General features: G+C 65.5%; 4 protein-coding genes. All 4 read right to left on the bottom strand.

The genetic code is table 11. The features are described 5' to 3' along the window. Positions 1-205: 205 nt before the first annotated feature. Complete coding sequence (locus ACIBQZ_RS42920) at positions 206-1,192, bottom strand: hypothetical protein (RefSeq protein WP_396094725.1); 987 nt, start codon at positions 1,190-1,192, stop codon at positions 206-208. A gap of 1,635 nt (positions 1,193-2,827) precedes the next feature. Continuing rightward, entirely contained in the window at positions 2,828-3,289 is a 462-nt protein-coding gene (locus ACIBQZ_RS42915) for a DUF4265 domain-containing protein (protein WP_396094724.1), read from the bottom strand. Between the two features lie 133 nt (positions 3,290-3,422). After that, positions 3,423-10,316: a polymorphic toxin-type HINT domain-containing protein gene (locus ACIBQZ_RS42910; RefSeq protein ID WP_396094723.1), complete on the bottom strand. Its 6,894-nt coding sequence runs from the start codon at positions 10,314-10,316 to the stop codon at positions 3,423-3,425. A gap of 8 nt (positions 10,317-10,324) precedes the next feature. Next, complete coding sequence (locus tag ACIBQZ_RS42905) at positions 10,325-13,735, bottom strand: LamG-like jellyroll fold domain-containing protein (RefSeq protein ID WP_396094722.1); 3,411 nt, start codon at positions 13,733-13,735, stop codon at positions 10,325-10,327. Positions 13,736-13,804: the final 69 nt, after the last annotated feature.

Here is a 13,804-nt window from a genome sequence, read left to right as displayed (position 1 = left end):
CAGCTCGACCCCGCATTCGAACACATCGGCCACCTCACGCAGTAGCCTGCAACGGATCTCGGCACAGCATGCGCCGGTCAGCCGCAAGTAGCATCGCCGTGCGTGACGATGCCTCGCCGACCGCCGCGCTCGATCGGCGGCAAATCCGGATACCCGGCCGGCGTTCCGTTCAGCCGTGGGTGGGCGTGCCCGAAAGAAAATCGAGTCAGGTGCGGAGAAGCAGTCTCGCTCGGGCTGTGGCGAGATGTTGCAGGCCGGGTAGAGCGGCCTCTTCAGCCCGTTGAGCGGCGGCGCGGTCGGCCTCAAAGGCCTTTCGGTACGCCGGTTCGTCACCCCGTAGCGCGTCACGCGCGGAGCCGGCGGCAGGAAAGAGCACCTCGTTTCTGATTTCGCGAGCCCGCCCGGGAGCCCAGTGTTCGTGTACCCGTTCCGCCAGTCCGGCTAGCGCCGGACCAGGATCCGGGATGGGCAGGCCGGCGGGGTAACGGTCTTCGTGGAACGACAGCTCCCAGCCGGGCCAGAGCTGCGGCCACCGTTCCCGGGCGCCGCAGAGCGGCCTGATCGTCCAGAGCTGAGCGCGGCGGCGCGGGATGTCCAGATGTAGGCCACCGAGCGGAACGTGGTCGGGGGCGGTGATCGGTTGCCGGCCCGCGAGCAGGCCGATCAGCCGTAGACCGTGTTCCCATGGTGCGTCGGCGTAACCCGGCAACGTCCAGGAGGTACCGGCAATGGTGACCAGGTAGCCTGCGTCGTCGGGATCGATGGGCGGGTCCTCGGGCGGGTCGAGATCGTGCAGGGTTTCCGGGTTGACGCCGACATAACGTGCCAGGTCGGCCAGGCCGTCGTAGGCCCACTCGATCCGCCAGCCCGGCCAGGTTCGCGACCAGCCATCGAGCATCGCCAGGCGCCATTCATACGCCGCCTTCGTCGAATTCAGCCACGGCAGCTCGGAAAAGACGAGCATCACCTGCTCGTCGACGTCGAGCAGCACACCGCCCTCGCACAGAGTGTCACCGAGCCACTCCTGCCCCTCAGCCGGGTCAGACGCCTGCGCACGCTCGTCCAGCCACGCCAACACCAGCTCCGGTCCGACAGCTACGTGGTAGTCCAGCCCGTAGCCGTACCCGCCGCCGAGAATGGAGTTACGGACCTGGCCGCCTCGTACCACTATGTAATGCACCCTGCCGCCCACGGTCGATGATCATAGTTGCCACGCCTCACCAGCCATTTGGGCAACGTGGAGCGGATCGGCGATACAAATGAACGCCTCGAGATTGCTAGGATGACGCACTCACATCGGCTCAGATCAGTAAACATGATCATGCTTTGTCGCGGCTTTCTCAGCGGCGTTCGGTGACGCGAGCGCGGTCGGATGTCGGCACTATCCGAGGCGGCAGTGCGACAAGGGAACGTACCGGGCGGGGTGCGCTTGGGTGGTCTCGCGTCCTTGGGGCCTTCGGCTCATCTGGCGTCGGGAGCCCTCGGCCTGTCCTGCACGGTGCGGCACCGGAACTGTGATCAGCCCTCTGCTGACCCTGTGACGATCTACTCGGGCCGGCTGGCGGCACTCGGGTGGAACGCATGGTCGTAGCCGAGCCGGTGCGGCGGGACTTCCGGCACGATCACGACAGCCCGAGCATGGTCCGGCGGCAACCACCCGTCGGCCGGTTCCGGCGCAGGCTTTCCCGGGACAGCCGCGTGAACCGGATGTCCCGCACAGCCGGACGAGCTGCCCGCCGCCGTCTGCAGCCATCACCACACCGCGGTGACACCGGCTCCCTCGTATCCGGATCCACGGCGCCCGCCGTCGCCACCGGACACCCCTAGCGTTCGACGGCGCGACACCACCCCGGCCGGCAGACGACTCGCCCTGTGCCGGCTATCGGCCTCCGCACCAGGCACCGGCAGGCACGGCCCGTGGTAGCACCTGACCGGACGACAAACACCGCCGCAGGCATCACACACAGTAACCGGAAAGGGCTGCGGGTCAGGCCATGATTCGCGGGGCTAAAGTCCAGCTCAACGCCGAAATCCACTATGGACGGAACACGTCGGCGACACGCGATCACCATCCGATCACCACGCTCCCACCAGGTGGGAGTATCGGGGCCGAGAATGGGAAACAAAGAGGCCGTGACCCTTATTTTCGCTGGTCACGGCCTTGATCTTTTGTGCGCCCGGAGGGACTCGAACCCCTAACCTTCTGATCCGTAGACAGCGCCGCAATCAGAAGAGGTCAAAGCCCTCCGATCCCACCTCGGAGAAGCCCCATTTGCGACTATCCGCTACGTTCAAGGCCTCAAATTCATGGTCTCGAATATTGAGACGCCAGGACCCGTGAACGAGTCAACGCGACACATCTCCCCGCCAAGAATTCCGTCCATCATCCCACTCGCAGCTCCGCCGACCCGAATGCTCTGTCCAATATCGACCAATCTCCGCACTCCACGCCAACTCGACCAGTCGCTACAGAAGGTAACCCCCTTCAGGCCGGCTCAGACCGCACAAATGAAGCGATGAGCGTGAGCGCTACGGCGAAGAAGTCGTGGTGCCACTCGTCCGAACCGGCACGCCGGCCACGACGGTCCGTCGCCGCGACACCTGCAGGCGAGGCCACTTTTCGGCCCGCCCCTTCGTTGCCGGTGCGCCGCCGCGTTGAGGGTGCTCGAGTGCAGGAGGGCGTTCGCCGGGCTTGGCGAACCAGGCCGGGGCATCGGCGGCACGTGTCGTGTCGATCCTCAGCTTCGACAGCGCTCTACCTGTCGCCGCGCCGTTCTGTAAATGTGGCAGATCGAGGCAGGGATGGCAGCCATCCAATTTCAAACGATCACTGCGGCCACGCGCCGCCCACACAGGCCTCCTCATAGGTCCACCAGCCCAACTTTTCGCCGCGGTCGAGGACTCGTTTGACCTGTACGACATCCGCTGACGGGCGCACGTTTACGGCAACGATCCCGAATTGCTTCAGTGCTTCCAGTTCAACACCGACGAAAGATAGCCGCTCGCGCACATCCTCGATCCCGGCTTCCGCATCGTCAATGAGTGGAATGACCCGCATGGTGCTATTTCCGGACCATTTCAATGTCTCGAGGAAGATTCCGGAGCCCTCAGGTCCCAGCCGTATGCTAACAAGGTCGTCGAGCGCAACATTGGGGACAAAGAAAGGGATGCTGTCCACTCGTGCAACTTCAGAATTAAGAGTGACAGCCCAGAGGTACTCGCTATCAGCGGGAGGCCAGCCTTCATCGTCGCGTTCCAAGTTGAAGCGAATGCGGATTCGTTCCGTCACACCGCCTCCTGAATTACTGGCGCCCAAACCGTCTACCTCCTCAAAGGATCACAATTTTGCCACTATATCGCACTCTTCAATGAACTCATCCTCCGCCCACCGGTACCGGATCTCGGCGCTATACCTGAGCTGGTCACAGGGGCCCCTTGGGAGTGTTGGACCAGCGCTCATTGCACAATACGCAGGTAACTCGCCCGTTCCATAAAGACCCCGGTCCACCTAACGACCGAGGCCATATGTGGTCGATACGTGTCTCATTACGCGCGGGAGCGACTCCACTCATCGATCGCGTAGCGGGAATTGTTACGATCCCACAATCGTCACAGACCGTGCGACCTGCATTGTTCGCGCGACTCTTATTGGCTACATGACGCTTCCCTGCGCGAGTGAAGTTTTTGCTCGCTCGCGCCATGTCAGCCGTCAAGTCCTTGACTACACCGTTGGAGTCGACCTCAAAGCGGGCCGGCCCGCAGTTGTGAACCAAGACTGGAGTCTCATTGGCGAGGACGTAATAGGTGTGCACCTCATCGACGGTGAGGTCATGCATGATTTCGTTGCCGACAAAACTGTCCACGTACCTGACGACAATTAGACCGCCGTCGTCTGCGTGCAGCCGCTCGTCGGGAGCCAGATCTTCAGCATCGACCCAATCGGCACGGCTGACACTCCAGAATGGGTGCCCCTGGGTGGTGTGGAGCGTCGCCGAGCGGCCGTCCGCGGTTTCTACCGTCAGGTTTGTGAGGGCGGTGTCGTGGTGCTCGTGGAGGTCAATGACCTTCTGTCCGGCACTTTCGCCGGTGCGGGGGTCGGTGGCCTGGACGACGTCGCCGTTCCTCACCTCAGCGATGGACTTGGCGGAGCCGTCAGCCATCAGGACGGCTGTCGAGGGCGCGAAGCTGTGTGTGGGGCACTTGGCGAACGGCTTCGTCAAGCTTGCGCCGATGCTTTTGGCTTCCGCCTTCGCGGCACCGGCCGCTGCTTGGCGTGCGGCTTGCGCTCCTTGGTTGGTGACAAGGCTTCGGACACCTGTGCTGAGTGCCTGGCCTCCGACGGACATCAGACCGCCGGTGATTCCTCCGATGACGCCTGAGACGACTGCGTTGCCTGCCATGTCGGCGACGCTGTGACCGCCCTCGACTAGGTCGTGGGCGATGGATCCCGCTGCGCCGGCGAGTGCGCCGCAGGCTACCGCGCCGACTCCGGTCCATCCGATGGCGAAGCCGCAGCCGACACCGACGACGACACCGACCGCGACGGCGGCGATGGTGGCCTTGTGGTCCGACGTCCACTTCTTGGACTTGCACCACCAGTTGCATTTAGCAGGCTGTTTGTGCCCGCCCGAGTTGGTGGCGCCGCCGTTGTCTCCGCCGCCGTTGCCGCCGCCGTTGCCGCCGGACGTGCCACCGGTGCCGCCGCCGGTTCCGTTGTCGAAGTCGCTACCTTGGCCGGTGCCGTCGTCGAGGACGTCGCCGTTGTCCGGGTTGATGCGCTGGCCGTTGCCGGAGCCGTTGCCGGTGTCGACGGATTCGCCACTGGGGTCGGCGAAGCTGACCGGTGAATTGTTGGCGTAGCTGTAGCCCTGCATCTGCTGCGGGTCGGTGACGTCCATGATCGGGTCGACCGAGATGAACCGGCCGATGCCGGGGTCGTATTCGCGGGCTTCGACGTGGGTCAGTCCGGTGTTGTCGATCGTTTTGCCGAGGAAGCCCTTGTCGTTGATCCAGCCGGCTTGGCCGTCGCGGTCTTCGCCGTACGCGGTGAGATGGCGGACGGTGGCCTGCTGGGTGACGGCGTCGACGCTGATCGACGCGGTGTTCTGGGTGTCGCTGACCAGCCAGGTCAGGCCTGCCGACGTGCGCTGAGCGACCGTCTTGCCGCCGTAGGAGTAGTAGCGGGTGCAGGACTGCACCGTGCCGTTGTTGTCGACCTTGATTTCCTGGCCGGGCAGATACAGGGTCTTGCCGGTTGGTTCCTTGGTGATGAGCCGGTTGCCGTCGGCGTCGTAGACGTAGGTGGTCGTGCCGGTGCTGTCCTGGGCGGAGGCGAGTTGGCCTTCGGCGTTCCAGGTCAGTGCTTGTTGGCCGTTCTTGGCGGTGGGTCGGGAGATCGTGTTGCCCAGCTCGTCGACCTCGTAGTCGGCGGTGCTGCTGGTACCGGCGTCGCCGGTGGTCGTCGTTCGGGTGGGGAAGTGCGGGTGGTCGGCGGTTCCGGCCGGGTAGGCGTAGTCGGTGGTGCGGATCCCGACGGCGGTCTTGTGCTCGATCTGCTGCAGCCGGTTGCCGGAGGCGTTGAACGACCAGGACGTCCAGTACGGCGCCGGCGCCGCGGTTGAGTCGGCCAGGACCTCTGGCGAGGGATCGGCGTCGCAGTTGCCGTCGCTGGGGGTCCAAGCGTCAGTGAGGCGTTGCAGGTGGTCCATCCGCCAGCACTGGGTTTCGGCGCCGGCTACCGGCGCCTTCTCCTCAGTGCGGATGATGTTGCCGGCGTCGTCGTACTGGTATTCCTTCCAGGACACGACCGCGGGATTGATGTCACGGAATGCCTGGGTGGCCCTGAGACGGCGGGTGGACGGGTCGTAGTGGTTGGTGACCTGCAGCGCCTTGCCGTCCGAGGCGCCGAACACGACCGATGAGATCTCACCGAACTCGGTGAACTCCACGGCGGGTACCAGCGATCCGCCGATGGTGGTGCTCAGGGTGGTCGCGGCGCCGAGGTCGTTGTAGCCGGTGGTCAGCGTCTCGCCGGGGATCCTCGCGGGGCTGGTGTCACCGATCGCCGGGAGCAGGCTGGTCTTCGGGGCTCCGTTGACGGCGTAGCGGGCCTGGTAGGTGTAGGTGCCGGCCAGGCCTTTCTCACTGCCGGGAATGGTGACGGCGGTCTTGGTCGGCAGGCCGGTCTTGGCGTCCAGCGCCAGGGTCGCGGTCGTGTACGGGTTGGTCAGATCCCCGTCGACGTAGCGGTTGCTGGAGGCCAGCACCCCGAGACCGCCGGTAAGGGAGTCGTAGGTCCAGTCCGCCAGCTTGGTGCCGGTCAGCGAGTCCTTGAACATGCCGGTCTTGCGGCCCAAGTCGTCGTACTTGTACGCCAACACCTGGCCCTTCTGGTCCTTGGTGCTCAGGACCCGGCCGAGCTTGTCGAAGGACGTGGTGACTTCGCCCTTGTCCGGATCCTTGGTGTAGTCCTGCCGACCCTGGACGTCGTAGCCGTACTCCCAGACCGTCTCCATCGGGTCGGTGACCTTGGTCAACTGACCCTTGGTGTTGTAGCCGTACGTGGTGCGCTCGTAGTCGCCGACCGGTTCGGGTCCCTTGTACTGGCGGATCTCCGTGGTGCGTCCCCGCGGGTCGACGTACTTGGACTCGGCGGTGCCGCCCAGCGGGGGTGTCGTGTCGACGTGGTCGCCGCCGTAAACGGTGGTGGCGCGCCACTTCTCGGCGAGCTTCGAGAAGAGGATCTTGTTGGTTTCCCGGCCGGCGCCGTCGTAGAGGGTCTTCGACCAGGACAGGATGTTGTCGCGGCCGGCCGGCATCGGCGGCTGCCAGCGGGTGGCCGACGGAGCCGTGCCGTCGACCCAGTACGCGCCGTAGCTGACGTTGGCCCGCCCAGCGGTGTCGTAGAAGGTATCGGTGACCAGCATGCCGGTCGTCGCCGCCGGGGTTTGCTGCTGAACCGGGCGCAGCAGCGAGTCGAAGAACATGTAGCTGGTGGTGATCTTGTTGTTGGCGTTGAGCGTGTCGGTCTGGACGACGCTGGCCTTGTCCGTGTTGAGCTTGTAGGTGTAGCGCACGTCGGGAACATCCCCGGCGGCGCTACTGCGGCCAGGCTTCCAGACGCTGATCAGCCGGCCGAGGCCGTCATAGAGTGTCTCGGTGTCGCGGCCGTTCAGATCGTGCGACAGCGTCGTGGTACCGGTGGCGGGATCGATCAGGTTGTACGAGGTCCATTTGAGCGGGCTCACCGCGTCGACGCGGGTGAGCGGACCACCGGTGACCGGCGTATATGTCGTCTTGGTCTCGAGATTGTCGGCGTCCCAGGAGGAACTCGGCCGTCCGTGCACGTCGAACTTGGTCTTCCCGGTCATGTAGTAGACCGGCTTGTTGTCCTTCCAGTCCTCCAGCGCCTCGAACATGGTGGTCAAGCCCTTGGTCGGGGCGACCCCGTATTCCTTGTCGTCGAAGCTGGCGCGGGTGGCGCCGAGAACCTCATCCTTGGTGATGATCCGGCCGGGCTCGGTGGCCTCGTCACAGGTCAGGGCGAACGTGCGGACCTGATAGGGGAACGCGATCATCCAGGCTGGGCCGTCGTCGCGGCTGTAGTCGGTGAGCACGCACTTCTCATCGCCTGACCGGGTGGTGTCGCCGAACTCGGTGACCTCGGTCGGCATGCCGTAGGTGTCGAACGCCGTGGTGGTGTGGGTCCAGGTGTCCGGGCGGCCGCCGTCGCGGGCGGTCCAGGTCCAGCTGCCGGCGGTGTCGATGTAGCGGGCGTTGACGCTCACGTCGTCGACCTTGTGGGTGGCGGTGATCGTCCCCAGCCAGGGATCCGAGATCGTGCCGCTGATCGGTTCGCCGTCCGGGCCGTTGTAGACGACGGTTTCGCGGATCTGACCGTTGAGGTCGTCGGCGTCGACGATCGTGGCCTTGCCCTTGGAGTCGGTGACGTTGGCCCGTTTGGTGCCGACGGTGTCGGTCCTGGTGGACTTGTCGCCGTCCATGCCGCGGAAGTAGCGGGTGTCGACCCTCGTGCGGTCGCCGTCGTCGCCCTTGATGACGCTGACCAGGCCGTAGCCGCGCCATTGGGACCAGGTGCGGTACTTGTCCTTGGTCAGGCCGTCGTCGTCGGCGTACCGCCAGGCCGGGGTGTCGTACTTGTAGCTGGTGAGCACGTTCAGCGGGTAGCCCTGCAACGGGCTCTTGGTGTCGTTCTCGCGCACGCTGTCGACGACGTACTTGTGGAACCAGTCGGTGATCTCCTTGCCCGGCGCGCCGCCGAGGTCCGGTGGCGCCCACCGCACCGGGAAACACCGCTTGGTGTTGGTCGCCGGATCCGGGGTGGACCCAGCGGCGCAGTTCGTCGGCAGGTAATTGACGTCGATGCTGGCCTGGGTCTCGGTGTAGATGGTCTTCATCCGGTACCAGCGCATCGGCCGTAGGCCGTTGCTCAGCGCGGTGTCGACCCGGTTGTCCATCGGCACGCCGACCAGCGTGATGTCCGGTACGGAGGTGGCGACGTTCTTGGCGTCCCAGCCGGTGTGGCTGATCGTGGAAAGCCACATTCCCTTGCGGGTGCCGTCACCGGGATCGGGGAAGGTGTGTGTCAGCGTCCAGCGTTCGACATCGCGGTAGGTCGTGGTGCCGGGCTTGAGGACCTGGGTGGTCACGGTCGACAGCCGGCGCTTGGTGAAGAAGGTCGGCCCGTACTGGGTGCAGGAGGTGCCGGTGCATTCCTGGTCCAGCGGGGTGTCCTGCCAGTTGGCGTTGACGGTACAGCTGGTCAGGCAACGGTTGGCCGTGCCGAACGAGACGCTCATCGGCGCCTTGGCGTACGCGCTGGCCGACATCTGGCCGTAGTCGATACGGGTGACGTTGCCGCCACGGACGTAGGAGTGCACGTCGGTGGCGCTGTTGCGGGCGTACTTGTTGGTCTCCGGGGAGTACCAGAACGATTCAGCGTTGCCGTTGGTGTCCACGACCCAGTCGAGGTTCCACCGCCATGCCTGGTCGCAGAACGAGTCCTTGAACGCGGTCTTGTTGCACGGTTCGCCGCTCTGGTTGCCCGCCACCGGCACGGTGAACACGGACTTCGTCTCGGTGCTGTTGGTGGCGCTGTAGCCCGGGAGCCGGTTCAGGCCGAAGTAGTACTTCGTGCCGTTGGTCGCGGTGACCACCCAGTACTCGCCAGGACCGCCGGCCGCGCTACCGGTGTCGCCCTTGTCGCCGTTGGTGGCGTTGTAGAGCCGCTCGATGCGGGTGCCGTCGTCGCTGCGGGTGTGCCAGCGCTTCTCGGTCGAGTTGTAGATGAGTTCGCCGCCGCCGACGCCGTCCAGCGACAGTGTCGCGTTGTCGGTGCCCCAGCACTGGTCGCCGGTGTCGTTGGTGTTGTTGCCCTTGCGCTTGTCGTCATCGTTGTCGTCGCCGCAACTCGCGTAGCGCCGTTCGATGAAGCCGGGCTCGAAGCCGAAACCTTCACCGATCCACGACGGCTGGTTGTTGGTGACCGACGTGCGACCGTCGACCGCCTGCGACGAGTAGTCCAGCGACAGGTTCGGCGCCGGGCCGCCAAGAGACGGCGGCACGGACATCGGGTACGACCAGCCGAAGGTGCCGCTGGAACCGCCGGCGTTCCAGGTCGCCGAGGCCGACAGCGACGTCGCCGCGTAGTCGCCGGAGCTACCGGCTGCGGCCGCGGCCAGTGCGACCACCGAGCCAGCCGCGCTCACAGTAACGGGGGCCGAGACGGACGTGCCGTTGTTGGTGGAGGCCAGCGGGGTGGCCGCACAGCCAGGGGCGTCCGGTGTGGTCAGGGCACAGGGCGGCAGGGACACCAGGCGGAGCCGGTCTGACCAGTCCGCGCCGTAGGCGTCACCGAAGTCCGTGTAGTCGATGGTGACGTTGACCTTGCCGGCCGAAGCGGTATCGGCCGGGCGCAGCCGCATGACCACGTCGCGGTGTGCCTTGGCGACCTCAGCGCGGCCCAGCACCTCGACGGTAAGCCGCTTGGCCTTGCCGTCCGTTGCTCGGACGTCCAACGGCGCTGCCGCGTCGGCCTTGCTCAAGCGCTTCACCGTGCCGTCGGCTGTCACCTGCATGGTCGAGGTCCCCGCAGCGGGCCACTTCGGCGTCCGGGCCGGTGTCGAGGCCATCGTCGGGATCTTGGTTTTGATCGCCTTGACGGGCTTGCCGCCGATCGACACTCCGGCCTGCGGCTTGAGCGGCTCCGGTTTGGTCGGTGCGGCTTCTGCCGGAACGGCTTGCAGCAGCGCGCCCGCCATGGCGGCAACCGTGACCACGGCGATCCGTCGACGCATAGTGCTGATCACAGTTGACCGTCCTCGGTCTCGTAGAGGCGCGCGACCATGTCGGGCGTCAGGACACCGGCGTAGGCACGGACCGCGTCGATGCTGCCGGCGAGGCGTTCGGTGGTCCGGGGCGTACTGCCCTCCGGGGTGATGGTGGCCTTACTGAGGTTGAACGTGCCCGCGGCCTGCCACCTGGCGGTCCGCCCGAAGGTCATCACCGCTGTCCCGTTGACGTACAACGTCTGATTCTGGGCTGAGGCGTCATAGACTCCGGTGAGATGAACCCATCCACCGGTGTCGTCGTCCGTGATGACATCGCCGTAGGCGTGGGTGAATGCCACGTTGGTCGCCGAGTCGGCGTTCTCCATCGCGAACGCCCATTTGGGCACCCCCGAATACAGGCGAGCACCGAGAAAGAACGCCGACTGCACGGAACCGTCCTGCGACACGGCGGTCATGTTCCGCGCGGGCACAGCGTCCAGACTGACCCAGGCCGACACCGAGAACGACTCATCGGTCCTGATCACGCTGCCGCTGGTGTACATGCCGCTGGTACCGTCGAAGTACGCGGACCCGAAGTCGCCCTCGAGATGACCGACGTCGTTCCACTGATCACCAGGGAATCCCCAGTCGACGAAGGGATGCTTGGTCGGATGGACGGTGGTGTCGTCGGCGCTCGCGTTGAGGTCCCAGCGGCCGGCTTCGGTCGCGGCCAGCGCACCCAGTTCCCGCGGGTCCAGCAGCCGGTTCCAGACCTGCACGTCATCGACCGCACCGGTCAGTGTCTTGTTGCCCACGGCGGTGAAACCGCCGGTGCCGGTGGCCGTCGCCGTATAAGTCGCGATCGTCGCGCTGGCGGTGCGGACGCCGTTGACCACGACGAACGCTTCACGGCGCATCGCGTCGAAGCCGCCACCGACGCGGATCCAGACGCCGAGCGCAACCGGCTCGGCGGAACAGGCCTTCCACTCGCCACGGACCGGCGGGTTCGCCGTAGTAGTCTGGCCGACCTGGACGCGGTAGCACACCTTCTTCGTGGCTCCGTCGAAATAGAGGTCGTCCTGGCGGTAAGGGTCGCCGTATCGGCCGTGGCGCACGATGGTGGACTCACCGCCGGCAGTGGACAGCCGGGCCGTCGCTGTCGTGGTACGGCTGCCGAGCAGGTCGACAGTGAGATCGCCTTGTAGCGTGCCGGTAGGTGCGAAGGCGAAAGCCGTGCCGCCGTCACCGCTGCCCGCCGTGCTGGCCGTCGTACCGGCCACCGCCAGGTCATGGCCGTCGGTGACCGAGTCGACGACTGTCGTGGTGCCGGAGGCCTCGTCGAGCCTCCACCGGCCGGCCTGACCGGCGGCGTTGTCGACCTTCATCCCGTAGCCGCCCATGCTGGCGTCACCGGTGCCCACCGTGTACTCGGGGCCCTCCCTATCGTTCTGATCGACGCTCACGACGTGCAGATAGCGTTGCCCGCCTCTCTTGAGATCGCTCAGATGCAGGACGTTGCTCGGCGGTGGCGGGTGGATGCCGACCGTGACCCCACCTCCCTTGCTGAGCGCCGCCGCGGTCATCTTCGCGCCGCCGTCGAACCAGTAGCGGTACTGCATGATGTCGGGAACACCGTTGGCACCGAAGGTGAACAGGCCGCTCTTGCCCACACTTCCAGCAACGACACACGTCTCAGGATCGGCGCACTCCGGATAGTCGCTCGAGGTCACCGTCGGGGGACGTAGTGGGCCGGTGTTATCGACCGTGAAGATGCACTCCGCCGTCAACGCCGAATAATCAAGACCGTCATAGGTACGGGCATACATCCGGTACGCCTGACTTTCGACCAGCGCGAATTTGCTCGACACCGCAATGGTGGCCGACGCGCCCGACGTCGTCGCCTTAAACATCGTCGGCTCAGGTGGCAGCGCCGTGCCCTTCTTGGCGAGGAAGAACTGCACCGTCAGACCACGCTCGGTGCCGTCCGGATCCGATGCGATCGCCTGCGCCGACGGGTATCCCGCGACCGTCGACACGACCACGCCCGGGTCGGTGACGCATGTTTTTCCGCCGATGGTCAAGCTCGTGGGCGTCTTCGGCTTGGTGTTGTACGTCAACGACACATACGGATCCTTCGAGGCCTCCGTCGACTGGAACTTCTTCCAGGCGTGCTGACCCGGGTCATCCTCGTCGGACTGCTTGGACCGGATACCTGTGGTCAGCGTGGACGCGGGGTTGTCGGCGACCCAGTCGAACAAGGGCTGCACGTTCGCGGTCACGAACCCGGCGGTGCAACCGCTGTAGCCCTTGGTCATCGACGACTTCGCGATCGGCCGGTCGCTGTACCACTTGGGCTGCTTGCTCCAAGACGTCGATGTACCGACCGCGCCGGTGATCCACACCTGCCATTCCTGATCGGTGCAGTTCCACGAATGGGTGTTATAGAGATACATCGTCGCCTTGGTGACCCGCTTGCCCGCCAACACGCTGGTGGGCCACCGGATGAACGACCGCGCCCGATAGGTGCTGCCCTCGGTCACCGACCCGAGCTTCAACTCCTTGGACGTCGACAGGTCCGAGCTGATGTTGTCCTGCACGAACGTGTCGAAGCCCGGCTTCAACGTCGGCGACGGGTCGATCGTCACCGGATACACCGTCGTCGGATCGTTGAAGAAATCCGCCTCCGGCGTCAACGCCAGCGCCTTTGCACCTGCCTTGGCCGCCGGTTTCACCGCCATCTTCACCGGCGCCCGGTTCGTGTGGTCACCAGACTCCGCACCGACGGTCGCGTCCCACATGACCGCGGGAGGAACATGACCGACGTACATGCCGTCCTCGTCACGCAACGACAGACCGCCGTCCGCGGTCGAGACCGGCACGACTCCGCCTGTTCGCCACGGCATCGCAATCGTCGTGACCTGCGCGGCAGCTTCCCGGTTGTGGACGACCAGGAACTGCTCGAAGCCCGTACGGGTCGCGTCGATCACCAGATCGATGTCAGGCCGGACATCGCGATAAGTCGCGGTCGTGTCCAGCAACTCGGGCTCCGGCAGCGTCCCCGACCAGCCCAATGTCAGGTTGCTGTCGCCGCTGGTCAGCCGAGCCAGATCGTGGTCGCCCTCGCCGGCAGCACCCGAGATGACCAGACCGCGCGGGTGGCCCCTGGGTGCGATCAGGCCGTCGGAACGCTTGGCCAGCGTGAGATCAACCGGCTTCCAGGCACCATCGCCGTCGCGGTAACGGGTCGGCCCGGCATGCACCTCAGCGGTGAATGTCCCGTCCGGGTTGGCGACCACCTCGGTCGTCTCCGACAGGAGTGAAGCCACCGGGACGGTCTTGCCGCTCTCGCGAGCCTGCTTCGAGGCCTTCTGCTCAGCGGTCAACGTCACCGTCGGCACCGGCTCGGCAGCGTACGAAGGATGAAGTTCCACCTTCGAGCCGGACACCTTGAAACCAGACAGTGGTCTGGGGGAAGGATGTCCCGGTGCCCCGCCCTTCGAAGTATTCCGAGGATT

The organism is Actinoplanes sp. NPDC049599, from assembly GCF_044465625.1.
Classification (GTDB): domain Bacteria; phylum Actinomycetota; class Actinomycetes; order Mycobacteriales; family Micromonosporaceae; genus Actinoplanes.
This window is presented reverse-complemented; position numbering and strand designations above follow the sequence as displayed.